The 18,023-nt window shown below is 72.1% G+C and carries 13 protein-coding genes, 2 tRNA genes and 1 pseudogene; 7 read left to right on the forward strand and 9 right to left on the reverse strand.

The window, feature by feature from the left end; all coding sequences use genetic code 11:
• Positions 1-715 precede the first annotated feature (715 nt).
• From POF43_RS31140 to POF43_RS31155, 4 genes are all read right to left on the reverse strand, one after another.
• Positions 716-1,252: a MarR family winged helix-turn-helix transcriptional regulator gene (locus tag POF43_RS31140; protein ID WP_271316569.1), complete on the reverse strand. Its 537-nt coding sequence runs from the start codon at positions 1,250-1,252 to the stop codon at positions 716-718.
• Between the two features lie 277 nt (positions 1,253-1,529).
• On the reverse strand, positions 1,530-3,044 hold the full coding sequence (locus POF43_RS31145) for an MFS transporter (RefSeq protein WP_271318240.1): 1,515 nt from the start codon (positions 3,042-3,044) through the stop codon (positions 1,530-1,532).
• Positions 3,045-3,208: 164 nt separating this feature from the next.
• The gene (locus POF43_RS31150; RefSeq protein WP_271325595.1) at positions 3,209-3,853 is read right to left on the reverse strand and encodes a TetR/AcrR family transcriptional regulator; all 645 of its coding nucleotides are present in this window, start codon (positions 3,851-3,853) and stop codon (positions 3,209-3,211) included.
• A gap of 619 nt (positions 3,854-4,472) precedes the next feature.
• A complete protein-coding gene (locus tag POF43_RS31155; RefSeq protein ID WP_271325651.1) occupies positions 4,473-5,015 on the reverse strand; it encodes a DoxX family protein in 543 nt (180 codons plus the stop codon).
• Between the two features lie 668 nt (positions 5,016-5,683).
• Here POF43_RS31155 and POF43_RS31160 point away from each other — a divergent pair.
• From POF43_RS31160 to POF43_RS31170, 3 genes are all read left to right on the forward strand, one after another.
• Positions 5,684-7,669 carry an acyclic terpene utilization AtuA family protein gene (locus POF43_RS31160; RefSeq protein WP_282704881.1) on the forward strand — a complete coding sequence of 662 codons (1,986 nt, stop codon included), beginning with the start codon at positions 5,684-5,686 and terminating at the stop codon, positions 7,667-7,669.
• 128 nt (positions 7,670-7,797) lie between these two features.
• Positions 7,798-7,986, forward strand: a complete 189-nt coding sequence (locus tag POF43_RS31165) for a hypothetical protein (RefSeq protein ID WP_271318806.1) — start codon at positions 7,798-7,800, stop codon at positions 7,984-7,986.
• A 512-nt stretch (positions 7,987-8,498) separates the two neighbouring features.
• Positions 8,499-9,860 carry an NAD(P)/FAD-dependent oxidoreductase gene (locus POF43_RS31170; protein WP_271325921.1) on the forward strand — a complete coding sequence of 454 codons (1,362 nt, stop codon included), beginning with the start codon at positions 8,499-8,501 and terminating at the stop codon, positions 9,858-9,860.
• Positions 9,861-10,014: 154 nt separating this feature from the next.
• Here POF43_RS31170 and POF43_RS31175 read toward each other — a convergent pair whose 3' ends face one another.
• Positions 10,015-10,389: a DoxX family protein gene (locus POF43_RS31175; RefSeq protein WP_271326165.1), complete on the reverse strand. Its 375-nt coding sequence runs from the start codon at positions 10,387-10,389 to the stop codon at positions 10,015-10,017.
• Between the two features lie 131 nt (positions 10,390-10,520).
• Between POF43_RS31175 and POF43_RS31180 the strand changes: the two genes are divergently transcribed.
• Positions 10,521-10,596: transfer RNA gene (locus tag POF43_RS31180), tRNA-Arg, on the forward strand.
• A 60-nt stretch (positions 10,597-10,656) separates the two neighbouring features.
• Here the strand turns inward: POF43_RS31180 and POF43_RS31185 are convergent.
• Positions 10,657-10,770: pseudogene (locus tag POF43_RS31185) on the reverse strand (transcriptional regulator); the annotation flags it as partial.
• 333 nt (positions 10,771-11,103) lie between these two features.
• Here POF43_RS31185 and POF43_RS31190 point away from each other — a divergent pair.
• Together POF43_RS31190 and POF43_RS31195 are read left to right on the forward strand one after the other, a co-directional pair.
• Positions 11,104-12,351, forward strand: coding sequence for a tetratricopeptide repeat protein (locus POF43_RS31190; protein WP_271324737.1), 1,248 nt, complete (start codon positions 11,104-11,106; stop codon positions 12,349-12,351).
• Between the two features lie 718 nt (positions 12,352-13,069).
• Positions 13,070-13,148 (forward strand) — tRNA-OTHER (locus tag POF43_RS31195).
• Between the two features lie 630 nt (positions 13,149-13,778).
• On the opposite strand, the gene POF43_RS31200 is transcribed toward POF43_RS31195, so the two are convergent.
• Positions 13,779-14,147 (reverse strand): hypothetical protein, encoded by a 369-nt coding sequence (locus tag POF43_RS31200; protein WP_271324736.1) that lies wholly within the window; start codon positions 14,145-14,147, stop codon positions 13,779-13,781.
• 448 nt (positions 14,148-14,595) lie between these two features.
• On the opposite strand from POF43_RS31200, the gene POF43_RS31205 reads away from it, so the two are divergent.
• Positions 14,596-16,101, forward strand: coding sequence for an SNIPE associated domain-containing protein (locus POF43_RS31205; RefSeq protein ID WP_271324735.1), 1,506 nt, complete (start codon positions 14,596-14,598; stop codon positions 16,099-16,101).
• Positions 16,102-16,255: 154 nt separating this feature from the next.
• On the opposite strand, the gene POF43_RS31210 is transcribed toward POF43_RS31205, so the two are convergent.
• Both POF43_RS31210 and POF43_RS31215 read right to left on the reverse strand, forming a co-directional pair.
• Positions 16,256-16,843 (reverse strand): NUDIX hydrolase, encoded by a 588-nt coding sequence (locus tag POF43_RS31210; protein ID WP_271324738.1) that lies wholly within the window; start codon positions 16,841-16,843, stop codon positions 16,256-16,258.
• Positions 16,840-17,664, reverse strand: coding sequence for a LytR C-terminal domain-containing protein (locus tag POF43_RS31215; RefSeq protein WP_282704882.1), 825 nt, complete (start codon positions 17,662-17,664; stop codon positions 16,840-16,842). Before POF43_RS31215 ends, POF43_RS31210 begins: the two co-directional genes overlap by 4 nt.
• Positions 17,665-18,023: the final 359 nt, after the last annotated feature.

Consider the following 18,023-nt stretch of genomic DNA (forward strand, 5'->3'; position numbering starts at 1 on the left):
CATGGGGAATCAACGACTGGAAATCGGACAGAATTCCCAACCCCCGCTCTGACTTTTGTGATCATGCAGTACCCTGCCCGCCGCACCGGGCGCTTCCTGGCGCTCGTTCCTCCGCGCTCCCACCGACGAAATCCCAGATCGAGTGCGGCAGTCGCGCCATCTCCTGAGTACGGAGTGCCCGCTGGGAGCCTGCCGAACGGTGCGGTGACGAAACTTCTCCGTCACCCGGCCGGGCGACGTGACTCCCGCGGAACGAATCGGCCCCGAGGCGCTGGCCGAAACCCGCGTGAGGCGCTCCGGTGACGGCTCCGCGACGGCGCGCGAGGAAACGGCGGGCGAGGGAACGGCGGGCCGGGCAGCGGGCGGGAACACCGCCAACGAGCGGGACTGCCGCCGGAGGGGCTTCCACCGGTCGGGCTTGCCGCAGGACGGGCTTCCACGGCGTGGGCGGGACCGCAACGCCGGTCGGCGCCGGACCGCAGTGGGACCGGCCGTCGGCGGGGCCCGGCGGCGCACAGACCCTGGCGGGGCGCGACGGGACGACGGACCAGCCGTGGAACGGGCCGTCGATCGGGCCCAGCGACACACAGACCCTGCCCGACGCAACGTGACACCGGACCGCCGTGAACGGCGCGTTCGCAGGGCCCGGCGGCGCACAGACCCGACCGGCGCAACGGGACGGCGAGCCAGCCGCAGAACGGCCCGTAGGCCGAACTCAGCGGCGCCAGGGGAGGTCGGACGAGCCGGCCGGGCTCAGGCCCTCGGCAACGGTGCGCATGACGGCGGTGAGGGCGGCCACCGCTTCCGGGTCGAGGCGGTCGAAGACGGCCGTGCGCACCGCCCGCACGTGTCCCGGCGCGGCGGCCTCCAGCGCGGCGAAACCGCTGTCGGTGAGCACCGCCAACTGGCCGCGCCGGTCGGTCGGGCACTCCGCGCGGCGCACCCAGCCGTCGTTCTCCAGCCGCGTGATCGCGTGCGACAGCCGGCTGCGGGTGATCTTCGCCCGTTCCGCCAGGTCCGTCATCCGCATCGCCCGCTCCGGCGCCTCCGACAGCCACACCAGCAGCATGTAGTACGCGTGCGGCAGACCGCTGTCGCGTTGCAGCTGGCGGTCGAGGTGGTCCGACAGCAGTTGGGAGGCGGCCTGGTACGCCCGCCACGCGGCCTGCTCGTCATCGGTCAGCCACCGGGTGGGCTGCCCCGCCCCCGTCGCCGCGGCCGGCTGCCCGGCACCCGCCTCTCGTTCCGCCATGCACCCCAGCCTACGACCGTTTGAAGCTTCAATGACGGTGGGCCGGGAGGGGCCGGTGGGGCCGCAGGGGCGGAGGCGATAGGCGATAGGCGGTAGGCGGTAGGGCGCCGGGTCGGGGGCGCGGCGAGCAGTGTGTGGGCGGATGAGGGGGCGGGAGAGCGGGCGGATGGCGAACGCCCCCGGCGGGACCGGCGGGGCCGGGCTCGCACGGGGGCGTTCATCCCGCGGTATACGTCACGTCGTGACGGGTCACGGTCGTGACGTATACCGCCGTTTGTCAGTGCGCGATGACCGGCACGGACAGCTGCTGCTCGTCCTCCTTACCACCGCCGGCCACGATCGGACCGCCGCCCTGGTGGCCGGTGTTGATCAGGGTGAACGCCAGCGTGGAGGAGACGGTCAGGATGCCGACCGCCCACCAGATGGCCACCGAGTAGCCGTGGACCATGCCCTGCGCCGCGAGCGCCTTACCGGCCGCCGCCGACGCGGCGTGGTGGCTGGCGGCGTACGCGGTGGTGGCGCTGGCCGCGATGGTGTTCAGCAGCGCGGTGCCGATCGAACCGCCCACCTGCTGCGAGGTGTTGACCATGGCCGACGCCACACCGGCGTCCCGGGGCTGCACCCGGTAGGTCGCCAGGCTCATCGCCGGCATGAACGCGGTGCCCAGGCCGAGGCCCAGCAGGATCATGCCGGGCAGCACCACACCGGCGTAGGAGCTGGTCACGGTGATGCGGGTCAGCAGCAGCATGCCGACCGCGCCGAGCAGGAAGCCGGGGCCCATCAGCCAGCGCGGCGCGACCCGGGTCATCAGCCGGGCGCCGATCTGCGTGGAGCCGGTGATCATGCCCGCGACCATCGGCAGGAACGCGAGACCGGTGGTGACCGGCGAGTACCCCTTGATCAGCTGGAGGTAGTACGTCAGGAACAGGAACAGGCCGAACATGCCGATGACGGCCAGCCCGAGCGACAGGTAGATGCCGCCGCGGTTGCGGTCCATCAGCACGCGCATCGGCAGCAGCGGGTGTCCGACACGGGATTCGACGGTCACGAAGGCGCCCAGCAGCACGACGGCCGCCACGAACAGGCCGATGGTCGACCCGGCACTCCAGCCGTTGGACTCGGCGCGGGTGAAGCCGTAGACCAGCGAGACCAGGCCGAGGGTGGCGAGCAGCACGCCGGGGATGTCGAGACCGCTGCGGTTACGGGTGCCGGCGGGCTCCTTGACGACGGTGAGCGCGCCCGCGACCGCGACGACGGCGAACGCGACGTTGACGAAGAGCGTCCAGCGCCAGTTCAGGTGCTCGGTGAGCAGGCCGCCCAGGATCAGGCCGACGGCCGCGCCGCCGCCCGCGATGGCGCCGTACACGCCGAAGGCCTTGGCACGCTCCTTGGCGTCGGTGAACATCACCGACAGCAGCGACAGTGCGGCGGGCGCCAGCATCGCGCCGAACGCGCCCTGGAGCGCACGGGCGCCCAGCAGCATGTCGGTGTTGACGGCCGCGCCGCCCAGCGCGGAGGCGCCGGCGAAGCCCAGCAGGCCGATGACGAACATCCGCTTGCGCCCGACCAGGTCGGCGATGCGTCCGCCGAACAGCAGCAGGCCGCCGAAGGCGAGCGTGTAGGCGGTGATCACCCATTGCCGGTCGCCGTCGGATATACCGAGCGCCTTCTGCGCGGACGGCAGGGCGATGTTCACGATGGTCGCGTCCAGGACCACCATCAGCTGGGCCAGGGCGATGAAAACGAGCGCTTTCCAGCGCCTCGGGTCGGTTTGTACGAGGGAATCGGACATGGGTGGTCCCACCTTGTGGTGCGAAAGCGAATGAGGGTCGGCGGAGATCAGCGCTGACGACCGGCAGGACGGCCCTCAGGCGGTGACGGAAGAGAAAGTGGACGTTCGGCGTGCGGTGACGTGGTGATGCGACACGGTGGAACGGGCGGGGCCGGGACGTGACGTCACGACTCCCGGCGCAGGCCCTCCAGCGTCGCGGCGGTCCCCGGAAGCGTGCTGCGGGCGGGCGCCCGCAGTCCGTCGAGGAACACCTGGAGGTGTCGGCTGGCGTAATGGTCGATGGACGGACACCCGGTCCCCGGCAGCGGCCGGGTCAACTGGGCGAGGGCGACCAGCAGGTCGCCGGGACCGACGTCGTCACGCAGCTGTCCGGCCGCACGGGCCCGGTCCAGCAGGGTGGCGACGACTCCGGTGAGACGTTCGCGTGCCGTGTTCAACTCCGCGTCCTCGCGGGGGTCGAACATGCACAGCAGCGTGCACTGGGCGCCGATCCGGGCGGCCGCGCTCTCGTGCGCGAACCGCTCCAGCGCGGTGAAGGCGTCCGGTTCCTCGGCCATGGAGGCCTCGCCGCGTCGCGCGGCCTGGTCGAGGACGGACAGCGTGACGGTACGGAACAACTCACGCCGGTCGGCGAAGTTGCGGTAGAGGGTCGCGTTGCCGACGCCGGCCCGGCGGGCGATCTCGTCCAGCGGCGTGTCGGGTCCGGATTCGACGAGCGCGTCGCGGGCGGCGGCGACGATCCGCTCACGGTTGCGTGACGCGTCCGCGCGAAGTCGCGACGGCCGGTGCTCTACGGCAGCGGTTCCCACGATGGCGCTCTCCTTCCCCTGCGACACGGCCGGATCAACGCTCTCGCTGATCGATGTCGGCGACCGGTGGAACCGGGGAGACCGTCCCCGGTTCGCGCGGTCATGGGGCATAACGGGGAGAGAGTCCCCGGTTATTTCACCACGGGGATGTGACCTGCGTCACATACGGATTTTTCATGACGTGGGTGACGTTCAGGGACGCGGAAACGGGTGCGGACCGGGGTGGATCGGGACACGGGTGCGGGGTGCGGGTGCGGGGTGCGGGTGCGGGGTGCGGGTGCGCATCCAGCTCATCGAGGGTGGAGCCGGGCGGGGCACGGAGGACATCGGGCGGTGTACGGGCGGGCCGATCGGGCCGAGCGCCGCGTAACGGCATGACGGCGTGCCGGCGCGACGTATGACGTCACACCGGCACGCGTACGGCGGTCTGCCACCCGGTGGTCTTCCACCCGGCGGAGCGGGATCAGGGCGGCGGGTCGGCGGGTCAGCGGGTCAGCGGCGGGAAGGCCGACGGGGCGGGGGTGTCGGGCGGGGCCGAGGGCCCGAAGCGGGGTCAGGGGGCGGCGGGGCCAGGGGACCGGGCTCAACGGCCAGCCGGGGCCGGGAGGCCGTGCAGGGGTCAGGCGGCCTCCGCCTGCGCCTCGTCCGTGCCGGAGTCGCCCGCGTGGGCGACCGCACGCTGACGGCGGGCGATGACGACCGCGGTGGCGACCGCGCAGACCGAGAAGGCGCTGGCCATCACCCACGGCCGGTTCAGGCAGTGCCCGGTGACGTGGTCCAGGGAGTAGCGGCCGGGACCGGTGACGGCGAGCACGGCGGCCGCCATGCCCAGGAGCGCGGGATGCTCCAGGCCGCCGTCCATGGCGAAGAAGCCGTTCGGCGCGTGTACCGAGGCGGCGGTGGCCATCGTGGCCGCCCCGGCCGCGCCCGCCGCCGGGGTCGCCAGGCCCAGCGCCAGCAGGACGCCGCCGGCCTCACCGAGCCCGGCCGCCAGCGCGTTCGGCTTGCCCGGCGTGAAGCCCATGCTCTCCATCGCCTTGCCGGTGCCCTCCGGCCCACCACCGCCGAACAGCCCGAAGAGCTTCTGCGCCCCGTGAGCGGCCAGCGTTCCCCCGACGCCCAGGCGCAACATGAGCAGTCCGATGTCCGTGCGCTGCGACATGGTTCCCTCTTCCGACGTTCCTACGGGTGTGTCCTGCCGTCCGGTACCGCGTTCTTCTGTCCGCTGTGCTTATGACTGCGTTCCTCTAGCTGCGTTCTTATGACTGCTTGCTTCTTGCGACTGCGTTCTTGTCACCACGTTGTTGTGACGTGTCGTTCTGGCTGCGCTGTTCTGACTGCTGTTCCTTTTGCATGCGTACCTCTGCCTGGCGCCTGCGTACCCGTGTACCTACGTCTGCCGGCTGATCGCTGCCGGCAGACGTAGGTACACGTGGCGCCCTCTTGGCATACGTCCGGAGCGATGGCGTGCCCTGAACCAGCATCGGCGCGTGGGGTGCCCGTCGCGCGTTCTGATAAGCCGTTCGGCTGTCGCCGCCTCCGCGGCCGCCCCGCTTACCCGACCGCGCCGCTGGACGGTCCCGACCTCAGCCGTGCCGCCGTCCGCGGTCGCCAGCCGCATCCTGCGCGGCCTTGGCCGGCGCCCACGGACTCGTCCGCACCGGCTCCGTCATGAAGCCGTGAGCGGCCGACGGGGGGCCAACGAGGGTCGGCGGCCGGCCACCGCACCGATCCCGCACCGGTCCCGTTCGCCCGGGGCGTTCGGGGCGCTGCGGGGCAATCCCGTGAAAGCGGCCCCGAAAAGGCGGTGGCGGGGTTAGAAACGGAGCCATGCTGAGGATCGCGAACTGTTCGGGCTTCTACGGCGACCGGCTGTCCGCAGCGCGGGAGATGGTCGAGGGCGGGCCCGTCGACGTGCTGACCGGCGACTATCTCGCCGAGCTGACGATGCTCATCCTCTGGAAGGCCAGGCGGCGCGATCCGGACACCGGGTACGCGGTGTCGTTCCTGGCGCAGATGGGCGACGTCCTGGGGACCTGTCTGGCGCGCGGCACACGGATCGTGGTCAACGCGGGCGGGCTCAACCCGGCGGGGCTCGCGGCGCGGCTGCGGGAGCTGGCCGCGGCGGCGGGGCTCGCGCCGAACGTCGCGCACGTGGAGGGCGACGACCTGATGCCGCGGCTGGCGGAGCTGGCCACCGGGGGCGAACCGCTGGCCCACCTGCGCACCGGGCGGGCACTGGCCGACGCGGCGGCCGACGGGGTCGTCCCGCTGACCGCCAACGCGTACCTCGGCTCCTGGGGCATCACCGAGGCGCTGCGGGCCGGCGCCGACGTGGTGGTCTGCGGCCGGGTGACGGACGCCGCCCTGGTCACCGGGCCGGCGGCGTGGGCGTACGACTGGGCGCCCGACGACTGGGACCGGATGGCGGGCGCCGTAGCGGCAGGTCATGTCCTGGAGTGCGGCGCGCAGGCGACCGGCGGCAACTACGCGTTCTTCACGGAGATCGAACGGCCGGTACGCCCCGGGTTCCCGCTGGCCGAGGTGTACGCGGACGGTTCGTGCGTCATCACCAAACACCCCGGTACCGGTGGTGCCGTCACCACGGAGACGGTCACCGCCCAGCTGCTGTACGAGATCGGATCGCCCGCGTACCCGGGTCCCGACGTGGTCGCCCGGTTCGACACCGCGACGCTGACACCGGACGGTCCCGACCGCGTCCGGATCACCGGTGTACGCGGCGGGCCGGCGCCGGACACGCTCAAGGTCTGCGTCAACCACGTCGGCGGCCACCGCAACAGCGCGGTATTCGTGCTCACCGGGCTCGACCTCGCGGCGAAGGAGCGGTTCGCCGTGGACAGCGTGCTGGACGCGGTCGGCGGACGGGACCGGTTCGCGGTGTTCGACACCCGTACGGAGCCGTGCGAGGGCGGATCACGGCTGACGGTGACCGTGATGGACCCCGATCCGGACCGCGTCGGCCGGCCGTTCTTCGGCGCGGTCGCCGGCATCGCGCTGTCCGGCTACCCCGGTCTGCACCTCGACCACGCCTCCCCGCGCCCGACCGAGTACGGCGTCCACTGGCCCGCGCTGATCGCCGCCGACGCCGTACACGCGACGGTCGTCCTGTCCGACGGCACCCGGCTGCCGGCCCCGGAGCCGCCGAGGACGCGGTACGGGGCGGGCGGCTCCGGCGGTGGGGCGGGCTCCGGTGCGGGGGCCTCCGGCGGCGAGGTGGGCTCCGGCGGTGCGATGGGCTCCGGCGAGGTGGCCTCCGGCGAGGGGGCCTCCGGCGGCGAGGTGGGCTCCGGCGGTGCGGTGGGCTCCGGCGAGGTGGGCTCCGGCGGGGCCGTCGCTGAGGGTGCGGGGGCTGATGACGCTGCGGGGGCCGACGTGGCCGACGCGAACGGGGCCGACGCCCTCACCGGCCCCGAGGGCGGCGAAGGGCTCGTGACGGCGCCACTGGGGCTGCTGGCGGGCGCGCGGTCCGGGGACAAGGGCGGGGACGCGAACGTGGGTCTGTGGGCGCGTGACGACGCCGGATACGCCTGGTTGCGGCGCTACCTGGACGTCGCCCGGCTGCGCGAGCTGCTGCCGGAGGCCGCCGACCTGGAGGTGGAACGCCACGAGCTGCCGAACCTGCGGGCCGTCAATTTCGTGATCCACGACCTGCTCGGCGACGGCGTGGCCGCCTCGACGCGGGCCGACCCGCAGGCGAAGAGCCTGGGCGAATACCTGCGGGCGCGGACGGTGACCGTACCGGCTGTGCTACTGGCCGGCCAAGACCACGCCACAGATGGGCAATGCACGGGATAAGACCAGGTCAAGAGGGTGTGGAACGCAGCACAGTCCCTCCGCCGACGGCTTTTATCAGCTCATCGGATCAGTAATCTGAGCGCGGTACGGCGGCACCAGCGGTGCCGGTCCCGGCACTCAGACACCGCATGAGGAGCACACCCGTGGACAGCACCATCCTGCACAAGGCGATCTTCCTGCTGCGCGACTGCCACGAATCGGAGCAGCAGGTGGTCGACCGTCTCAAGGACTATTTCCCGACGCTGTCCCACCACGACCGCGAGCGCTACACCAGCGAAGCGTGGGACATGGTGCACGGCAAGCACGCGGAGATCTGACCACCGCCGCGACACGACGACCCGCCCGGACCGGCGGCAGGCCCCGACAGCCTGCCGCCGGTCCCGCGTTTTCGTGACGCGTACGTCACGATGCGGGTGCCGCCGCGCCGTTACGTACACGGTTGCCGCCCTTCGTGACGTACACGGAAGCCACCCCGCCGTCACGTACACAGGCGCTGCCCTTCGTGACGTGCACGGGTGCCACCCCGCCGTCACGTACACGGGCGCCGCCCGACATCACGTATACGGACGCCTTCCGCGCGGCCGGACCCCACCGACCCCTGTCCGCGCCGGTCACCCGTCACGTCGTCCCCCGTCACCCCCGCTGCCCCCGCGGTTCCCGCCGTCCCTGCCGGCGTCACCACACCCGGGGTCGTCGTTTCCCCGGGGGGTACCGGGAAAGGCTCCCGAGAGGCGAAGTCCGGGTACGCGCAGAAAGATGGGCACTGTTCACGCGGGTCTCGGGCAGGCGAGTGGAGGACGACCCGAAGTACCGAGAAGGGACGGACACCGTGGCAACGCCCAGGATTCTCGTAGTCGGCGCCGGTTTCGCAGGGATCGCGTGCGTACGCCGGCTGGAACGCCGGCTGGCGCCGGGCGAGGCGGAGATCTCGCTGGTCACCCCGTTCTCGTACCAGCTCTATCTCCCGCTGCTGCCCCAGGTCGCGTCCGGCGTGCTGACCCCGCAGTCGGTGGCCGTCTCGTTGCGGCGCAGCAGCCGGCACCGCACCCGGATCATCCCGGGCGGGGCGATCGGCGTGGACACCCGGGCGAAGGTCTGCGTCGTCCGCAAGATCACCGGGGAGACCGTCAACGAGCGGTACGACTACATCGTGCTGGCTCCCGGCAGCATCACCCGCACCTTCGACATCCCGGGCCTGACCGACTACGCGCGGGGCATGAAGACGCTGGCCGAGGCCGCGTACATCCGTGACCACGTGATCGCGCAACTGGACCTGGCCGACGCCAGCCAGAGCGAGGACGAGCGGATCTCCCGGCTCCAGTTCGTGGTGGTCGGCGGCGGCTACGCGGGCACCGAGACGGCCGCCTGCCTGCAACGGCTGACCACCAACGCCATCAAGCGCTACCCCCGCCTGGACCCGCGGCTGATCAAGTGGCACCTGATCGACATCGCGCCCAAACTCATGCCGGAACTCGGCGACAAGCTGGGCCGCAGCGCGCTGGAGGTCATGCGCGGCCGCGGCGTGGAGGTGTCGCTCGGCGTGTCCATCGCCGAGGCGGGACCGGAGAAGGTCACGTTCACCGACGGCCGGGTGGTGCCGACCCGCACGCTGATCTGGACGGCCGGCGTCGCCGCGAGCCCGCTGATCGCCACGCTCGACGCCGAGACAGTACGCGGCCGGCTGGTTGTCACCCCCGAGATGGCGGTCCCGGGCCTCAACGGCGTCTTCGCGATGGGCGACGCGGCGGCCGTGCCGGACCTGGTCAAGGGCGACGGCTCGATCTGCCCGCCCACCGCGCAGCACTCCATGCGCCAGGGCCGCCAGCTGGCGGAGAACGTCCTCGCCACGCTGCGCGGCGCGCCGATGAAGCCGTACGCCCACAAGGACCTCGGCCTGGTCGTCGACCTCGGCGGCACCGACGCGGTCTCCAAGCCGCTCGGCATCGAACTGCGCGGCCTGCCCGCCCAGGCCGTCGCCCGCGGCTACCACTGGTCCGCGCTGCGCACCAACGTCGCCAAGACCCGCGTGCTGACCAACTGGCTACTGAACGCCATTGCCGGCGACGACTTCGTCCGCACCGGCTTCCTCGCCGAACGCCCGCCCACGCTGCGGGACTTCGAGCACACCGACGAGTACCTGACGCCGGATCAGATCCGCGAGCACACGGCGTCGCTTTCGGCGGTGGGCTGAACGGGGGTAAGGCGGGGCGGGGTCGGGTTGGAAGCCGGTGCGGGGGCCGGCGCGGCCGGTGTCCGGTGCCGCAAGGGGTGGTGACCGGTGCGGCGGGCGTCCGGTGCCGGAGGGCGGTGACCGGTGCGGCGGGCGTGGCCGCACCGGTCCCGTGTCACTCGCCGGCGGCGCGCTTGCTGACGTACAACGCCCAGCCGACGAGCGGGAGTTGGAGCGGCAGACGGCCGTAGGCCACGCCCTTGAACGGTTGCGGGCGGTGACGCCAGTCGTAGGCCATCTTGACGTTGGCCGGGAAGACGGCGGCGAAGAGGCCCGCCGCCATGAGGCCGCCGACCCGGCGGGTGCGTGGGCTGGCGACGGCCGCCGCGACCGCGAGTTCGACCGCGCCGCTGGCGTACGTCCAGGCCCGCGCGCTGCCCGGCAGCGACCGCGGCACGATGGAGTCGAAGCCGCGCGGCACCGCGAAGTGCGCCACTCCCGACGTCACCAGCAATCCCGCCAGCGCCCGCGCCACTCTGTCCTCAGCCATCCCTGACTCTCCTCATCCCCGGCCACTCCCCCGCCGCCCCAGGCTACGTCCCACCCCCGACGGACGCGGCGTGCCGGTGCACCATCCGGTAACCTGTCCCTCGGCCGCCCCCAGGGACGGCCGAGTGACGCGCCTCCGTAGCTCAGGGGATAGAGCACCGCTCTCCTAAAGCGGGTGTCGGCAGTTCGAATCTGCCCGGGGGCACCATGCTTGACCAGGGTCAACGCCCCCACGATCCGCGATCGTGGGGGCGTTGACGGCAGGACGGGGACGGCCCTTGTCGGCCGACTGCCGCGACATCTGCACCCAGTGATCACCCACCGAGTGAGCGACGTAGAGGGTGGCGAAGACGGCGGCGAACGTGCCGGACAACGCGTTCATCGACGACCGCCCCGCATCCGGGCGTCGTCCTCGGACCGCTTGTTCTGGTCCGCGTTCTTCCGCGACAGCGCGTCGCGCTCCGCGTCGGTCATACTCGTGACCGCAGGTAACTCCTCACTGAGTGCCTGTACGCGGCCCCGGTGTTTGCCCACCGGGGCCGCATCTGTTGGGTGTGCCGGCAGAAGCCGGAGTGCCCCGGGCCCGATTCGATCGGGCGCCCTCACGGCTGAATGCCGGGGCGATGGATTGCGCGGACCCTTGCCGCGCCGGCCGCCTTTGCCTGTCCCCCTGTCCGGCGTAGCAAGCTCGCGAGTGAAACCCCAAGGAGGGCGCATGGGTGACGACAGGGCTTCGTGGGCGCGGCGCATCACGGCCGAACGAGCGGCACGCGACTGGTCGCAGTTGGACGCGGTGAGGGCTCTACGGGCCCACGCACCGGCGGAGCTGCCGTCCGATGAAAGCATGGTGCGGCAGTGGAAGCGCTGGGAGTCCGGCTCTGTGCCTGGCGAGTTCTACAAGCCGATCATCGCGGCCACCTTCGGCACAGTCACTCACGCACTGTTTCCGGAGCCTGGACGCAGGAAGAGCGATAAGGAGATTCTCGCTGCAAGCGGCATGGAGACGCCCGAAATCGTCAGCCGCCTGAACAGGTCCGACGTGAACAACGCCACCCTGGACGCCCTCCGCATTACGACCGATCGCCTCTGTTCGGAATACCCGTACACGCCGAGCGGCCAACTGCTCATCGAGGGACGCCAGTGGCTGAGGCGCGTCGTCGAACTCCACTCCAAGAGCCTCACCCTTGACCAGCACCGCGAAGTGCTGGCGCTGTCCGGCTGGCTCGCCCTGCTCGTGGGCTGCGTGGAGTACGACTCCGGCGACCGCCACGCGGCAGAGTCCACCCGCCAGGCCGCACTGTCGCTCGCCAGCGAATCCGACCACGCCGAGGTGGCGGGGTGGGCACACGAGATGCGGGCATGGTTCGCACTGACCACCGGCGACTACCGGGGCGTCATCGCGGCGGCTCAGGCCGGGGCGGAGCGGGCCCCGCAGCACAGCGTTGCCGTGCAGCTCGCGGGGCAGGAGGCGAAGGCATGGGCCCGCCTCGGAGACCGCCGGCAGGTAGAGGTCGCGCTCGACCGCGGTCGCCGGCTGCTCGAAGGAATGCCCCGCCCGGACAACCTCGACAACCACTTCGTCGTGGACCCGGCGAAGTTCGACTTCTACGCGATGGACTGCTATCGCCTGGTCGGCGAGGACAAGCTCGCGCGCACCCTGGCCGAAGAAGTGCTGCGCGTCGGCACCGACTTCGACGGCACGGAGCGCTCCCCGATGCGCAACGCCGAGGCGCGGGTGACCCTGGGCGTCACAGCGGCACGGGAGGGGGACCTCGAACAGGCCCTGATCCACGGTGAACGAGCACTACAGGGCGACCGGCAGTCGCTCCCGTCGCTCCTCATGACCAGCCGGGAGTTGGCGGCCGTGCTCAGGCAGCGCTACGGCACGGAGCCGGAGGCGCAGGAGTACCTGACGCACCTGCGCGACCTCGGGCAGTCGAAGTCCGGTTTCCCGCCTTCGTAAGGGACTCGCGTAAGTCTGCCTTCCGCTCTGGCAGCGAGGCTCCTGCAGGTGCAGTAACCACTCTTCGTCCGGAGCGCCCGAGTCCGGCCGATGGGGCTATCCCCGCGTGCGCGGGGACCACAGGCCGACGCTGTCACGGTCGCCGTGGTCGAGGGGACCACCCCCGCATGCGCGGGGACCACGGCTACCGCTGCACCGGCTGCGGTTTCGGGTCGGGACCACCCCCGCATGCGCGGGGACCACAGGAGCTGACCTGCGACTTCACGGAGTCCGAGCGCAGTTTTTACTCACTTTGCCATTGGGCGACATCGCGCACATAGGGAACATGTCGCGGGTCTCCTGCGGATTCCCCATGCTTGCTCTACCTGTTCGCACTCGTCCATCGTCATGGTCACAACACGCTCTGCGTGCTGGACTCAGGCGAGCATAGTGGCCGAGCGAGAGCGTGAGGGGGGAGACGCCGTCTCCTGCATTCCTGCTGGCTCGCACGCGCAGAAAGCGGTTTGCAGGCGACACGACGCCCCAGCGCGTCGTGCGGACGGAAGACCCGGTGCCTTCTCCTCCTACCGGTATCCGGCGATGGGGACTGGGCTGGCCCTGTCCGACCGCCGCTGCCGGCTCTGCATCCGTCCGTGTGACGGCGATTCCTGACGGCAACCTCGTCGGACGTTGCGACACGTCGGCGGACCATAATGCGCATGCATCTGTCCTACTCGGGGGCCCTGGGCCGGCACGGACGTCCCTTGAGCAACCTCCTAAAGCGGGTGTCGGCAGTTCGAATCTGCCCGGGGGCACCAGCGCGAACGCCCCGGGCCGATCGTGGTCCGGGGCGTTCGGCATGTGTGGGGCGTCGACGTCAGGAACAGTCCGCAGCCTGCACGAAGGTGCCGAGTGCCAACGCTCTCCCGAGCGGTGTGCCGGTCTGCTTCTTCCGCGCCGGTTGTGCGCCTTCCACCGTGGCGCCCCCTCAAGCACGCTTGGGCGTACGCCAGGGCCGTGCGGCACAGCCAGCGAAGGGGACGCCATGGCACAGCCGAAGTGTGGGTGGAGGACCCTCAAGGGGACGCTCTGCCAGAAGCCCGCCATGCTCGACAAGCCGCGATGCGAACAGCATCAGCCTGACAAGATCCGCAAGCGCAGGCGGCAGGGCAAGCGGCGGTAGAGCAAGCGACCGGTGGGCCGCCGAGTGTCCGAGCCGACCCATGGCTTCGAGGGCCCGGTGCCCGCCGCGCGACAAGGCGACGGGCGGCCGACCTGCCGGGCCGTGGGAGGGCGAAGGCTCGCCGGTTCGATGGCCTGCGTGACCGCTGTCCGCCCGCGGTGGCCGGCTGGCATCCCCGCCGCGCACGGAGCCGCCCCGCGTCCGCCGACCGTGCGGCCGGAGCGTGGTCTGCACCGGGCCCCCGTCGTCGCCCGGCAGGGCGCGATCAGTTCGCCGGGCCGCAGGCGCCGGCTGTCGCGTTGCTGGCGCAGACCTCGTCCGTGTCGCCGGGGCCGTCGTAGTACCAGTCGCTGTGGTGATAGCCGCTGTCGCTGATGTGCTGCGACTCGATCGGGCTCTCGTTGCGGTCGATCTCGGCGTAGCAGCCTGCGGAGTCCCCGGTGGTCACCCAGCGCATGTAGTCGTGCGCCGGCGATCCTTGCAGTTCGATCTCCTCCGCTATGGCACAGCCCGTGAACAGCAGCGGGAAGGTTCCTTCCTTCGCCGGTGCCACCGCGTGGGCCGGCGCCGCCGAACCGAGAGCGACCATCACCACTACACCGACCGACGCCCAGATCGTGCGAGTTCCCCGCATGCCCGTCCCCCGTCCCGATCCACTCCACGTCCCCGCGAATGCGTGGAACCAGGAACAATTCGAACCGATGCGCATAAACGTTCTATGAACCGCCAGCTCCCGCTGCCACCGCCGCTCCACCCCACGTGCGTCTCTCGAACCCCTCCGCGCCGAAGCCCGTCGCCGCCGGTTCCCCGTCCGGCTGTCCTTGGGCCCGCCGGCGGCCCGCGTGGTGGGAGGGGAGCGGGGCGGTAGTAACCTCAGTTGATCTTCTGAGTGGGCCGGAGGTTCGGCCCGCGGGGTTGTGGTGGGCGCGGTGGATCCGGGCCGGAGTTGGGGAGAGCGCATGTCGGCCTACCGGTTCAATCCGCCGCCGAACTGGCCCGCGCCGCCGCAGGGTTGGATGCCGCCGCCGGGATGGCGGCCGGATCCGGCGTGGCCGTCGCCGCCGGCCGGGTGGGAGGTCTGGGTGCCGGGGGAACCGGACCCGGCGGAGATGGCGATCCACAACGCCTGGTGGAGCGGCGCGCGGGCGGAGCACCCGGCGGACACCCTGGTGGGGGCGCCGCCGGACGGTGCCTTCGGGGCGGCGCCGGTGCTCCCCGCGGAGACGCTCGTGGTGCCCGCCGCCGCGTTGGAGGACGAGGCGTCGGAGGTGGAGCGGCTGCGGGCGTGGATCGCGCGGACGCAGGGCATGGACGCGCTCCAGGCCCAGGACGCGGTACGGCGGTTGCGCGAGGAGGTCGCCGAGGCGCGGGCGGCGGCGCTGTCGGACGCCGAGGCCATCCGGAAGGTCGCGCGGGACGAGGCGAAGCAGCGCAAGGACGAGGCGCTCAGCGCCGAGCAGCAGGCGGAGAGCGCGCACGAGGAGGCCGAGGAGTCGCAGGAGGAGGTCGTCCGTTCGCGCTCCCTGCTCGCCGAACTGACGGCCCGCATCACCGTCGCCGAGGAGGCGGCGCTGCTCCAGGAGGCCGGCGTCTACGCCTACCGGCACGTACTGGCGGACGCGGCCGCCTACCGCGCCGAACTCGACGCCGTACAGGGCGCGATCAAGGATCTGGTGAAGAACGGCCAGGCGATGATTGGCAGTTCGCAGTGGGCGTCCGACGGTTCGGCCGCGGAAGGGCGCCGTACCGCCCGGGATCTGTCGAAGCTGATGCTGCGCGCCTACAACGCGGAGGCCGACAACGCGGTGTTGACCGTGCGGCCGCACCGGCTGGACTCGTTCGTCGACCGGCTGGATAAGTGCCGGGAGACCATCGCGAAGCTCGGCGCCCCCATGGAACTGCGGGTGGCCGACGCGTACCACGAGGCCAGGGTTCGGGAGTTGAGGCTGACCGCGGACTTCCTGCGCAAGAAGGACGAGGAGAAGGAGGCCGAACGCGCCACCCGCACCCGTGAACGCGAAGAGGCCGCCGCGCAGAAGGAGTTGGACCGCGAGCTGGAACGGCTCCGCAAGGAGGCGCACCGTTGCCGGACCGCGCTGGAACGGGCCAGGAAACGGGACGACCTCGACGCGGCCGGCAAGGCGGAGGACGAACTGGGCGACGCCGAGGAGCAGTTGGCGGCGCTGACGGACCGGGCCGGGCAGGTGCGCGCCGGACACGTCTACGTCGTCTCCAACGTGGGCGCCTTTGGTGCGGACGTGGTCCGGATCGGCGTCACGCGGCGCCTGGAGCCGCTGGAGGAGATCCAGGAACTCTCCGGCGCCGCCGTGCCGTTCGCCTTCGACGTGCACGCGGTGGTCCGCGGCGACGACGCGGTGGGCCTGGCGGAGCGGCTGCACGAGCGGTTCGCGGAGGCCCGGATCAACCGGGTGGACGGCGCCCGCGGGTTCTACCGGGTCGCGCCGGCCCGAGTGCGCGAGGTGCTGGTGGAGTTCGCCGGCGACCAGCTGATCGAGTTCACCGACGAGCAGGCGGCCCCCGAATGGCGTGCGAGCATCACGCCGGAACCCGGCACGAACGCCAACTGACCGCTCGGGGAGGGGCGTTCGCGGACCGCCAATGCTCGTGCCGCTTGGCTTGCGCGGATTCGGCTTGCGCGAGGGTCGGCTCTCGTAGCGGTCAGCTCTCGCGGGGGTCGGCTCCCGTGCCGGCCCCTCCCGTGACCGGCCGACCTCGTGACGGTCAGCCCTCGTTCGCAGCCGCTGGCCCGCGCCTCGCGTTCGGGGCCGGGAGTGCGCCTGACGCCAGCGCGAGCGACATCGCCGCGAGGGTCATCCCGTCGTCGAGGGTGCCGTCGGCGGCCATGGTCCACAGGTCGGCGGCGGGAATCCAGCGGACGGCGGCGACCTCGTTGGTGTCCTCGGGGCGGACCTCGCGGTCAGCGAGGGTGGCGCGGACCACGCTGACCCGGGTGGACAGCAGGCCGGAGTCGGGGGTGAAGGTGCCCAGGACGTTCAAGTCGACTGCGGTGACGCCGAGTTCCTCACGCAGTTCGGCGCGGGCGGTGACCAGCGGATCGGTGTCCTGGGCGAAGCCGCGCGGCAACGCCCACTGCCAACTGCCCAGCGGATAGCGGTAGGTGTGGACCAGCGCGACCGACCCGCCGCACACCGCGAGCAGGACGACACCGACGCCCTCGACTGCCGGGGTGACCCGGACGTAGCGGCCCAAGGAGCCGTCGGGGAAGGCGACTTCGTCGTCGTGGATGCGGACGAAGCGGTTGGCGTGCACCAGGACTTCGCGCAGCCGGCGGATGGGCCGGGCCGTCATGAGGGGGTGCAGCCGGGGTGGGCGTCCGCCGCCGGGGCGGGGGGCCGGACGGCGGGGGCGGACGGCGCCTGGCCCGGCGTGTTGAAGTCCTTGCCGAGGGTTAGCACCATCGGGTCGCGCAGACCGTCGCCCTTACCGGTGTCGTGCAGGTCGCTGAACGGCAGATGCATGGTCGCGGCGAGGGTGCGGGCCTGGTCGGCGTGCGGCGGCTCGTAGACCAGTGAAGTGGTGGCCCGGGGCGCGACCGGACCCTCGTTGCTGGTGCGCAGGTAACCCTGTTTGTTCTGCATCCAGCTGAGGACCGACTCCGCCGAGCCGAACTTGCCGCTGCCGTCGTAGACGCTGACCCGGACGTTGATGGGCTCGGCGTGCGGACCGGCCTTCGCCGCCGGGCCGGCGTCGGTCGGGCCGGCGGCCGAAGGCGTAGGTGTCGGCGCGGCGGGCCCGGCCGAACAGGCGGTCTGCGGCTTGGAACCGCCGTCCAGCAGCAGGTATCCGCCGAATCCGCAGCCCGCGACGCCGACCACGCCCAGCACGACGACGAGCCACAGCCCGCCTCCGCCGCCCGAGCCGGAGTCGCGGCGCCGTCCGCCGCGCCGGGCGTTGCGTTCGGCGGCGCGGCCCGCCGCACGCGGCGGGGGCGCGGCCTGCGGGCGGACGATCTCCATCTCGCGGGTGGCGCGCAGTTCGACTTCGGCGCCGGGGGACGGAACGCGGGCGGGCACGGGAGCGGCGGGCGTGAGGCGTTCGCCGGGCAGCCGCATGCGGTACTCGCCGGTGTCCGGGTCGAGGATCCAGTCGTCGGCGGGGTCGGCGCTCATGGCCCATTCCGCGTCGCCGCCGTGGCCCGAGCCGCGTGAGTCGTGCTCGAAAGGGTTACGCCCGTCGGGTGTCGCCACGCGTCCTCGCCTCCCCCTCGCCGCCGTCCCCCGCTCGGGGGTCCGATGGGGCGGCCTTGTCCGGCTGTGCCCGGCGGGTGGCGTCACCGCCGTGCCCCGCTGTCGCGCCCATACCGTCGCTCGGTTGCCGACGATAGCGCAAGCGTCTGTCACCGGGGTGGACGGCCCGCGTCACGTGCGGTATGGCGACGAACGCGGGCGCGTGACCGGCGGAAACCGGGCGGACGGGGGCGAGTTGGGGGGGATCCGGCACGGGGGCGGGACGGGGATCGGGGTTCGGG

Source organism: Streptantibioticus silvisoli (genome assembly GCF_027947535.2).
GTDB classification, from domain to species: Bacteria; Actinomycetota; Actinomycetes; order Streptomycetales; family Streptomycetaceae; genus Streptantibioticus_C; species Streptantibioticus_C silvisoli.

Bases quoted from the DNA above. Each gene is read 5' to 3' on its own strand.
- POF43_RS31155 (WP_271325651.1), bottom strand. From the start codon at position 5,015: ATGTCGCAGCGCACGGACATCGGACTGCTCATGTTGCGCCTGGGCGTC.
- POF43_RS31190 (WP_271324737.1), top strand. From the start codon at position 11,104: ATGGGTGACGACAGGGCTTCGTGGGCGCGGCGCATCACGGCCGAACGA.
- POF43_RS31145 (WP_271318240.1), bottom strand. From the start codon at position 3,044: ATGTCCGATTCCCTCGTACAAACCGACCCGAGGCGCTGGAAAGCGCTC.
- POF43_RS31200 (WP_271324736.1), bottom strand. From the start codon at position 14,147: ATGCGGGGAACTCGCACGATCTGGGCGTCGGTCGGTGTAGTGGTGATG.
- POF43_RS31215 (WP_282704882.1), bottom strand. From the start codon at position 17,664: ATGAGCGCCGACCCCGCCGACGACTGGATCCTCGACCCGGACACCGGC.
- POF43_RS31160 (WP_282704881.1), top strand. From the start codon at position 5,684: ATGCTGAGGATCGCGAACTGTTCGGGCTTCTACGGCGACCGGCTGTCC.
- POF43_RS31175 (WP_271326165.1), bottom strand. From the start codon at position 10,389: ATGGCTGAGGACAGAGTGGCGCGGGCGCTGGCGGGATTGCTGGTGACG.
- POF43_RS31140 (WP_271316569.1), bottom strand. From the start codon at position 1,252: ATGGCGGAACGAGAGGCGGGTGCCGGGCAGCCGGCCGCGGCGACGGGG.
- POF43_RS31165 (WP_271318806.1), top strand. From the start codon at position 7,798: ATGAGGAGCACACCCGTGGACAGCACCATCCTGCACAAGGCGATCTTC.
- POF43_RS31210 (WP_271324738.1), bottom strand. From the start codon at position 16,843: ATGACGGCCCGGCCCATCCGCCGGCTGCGCGAAGTCCTGGTGCACGCC.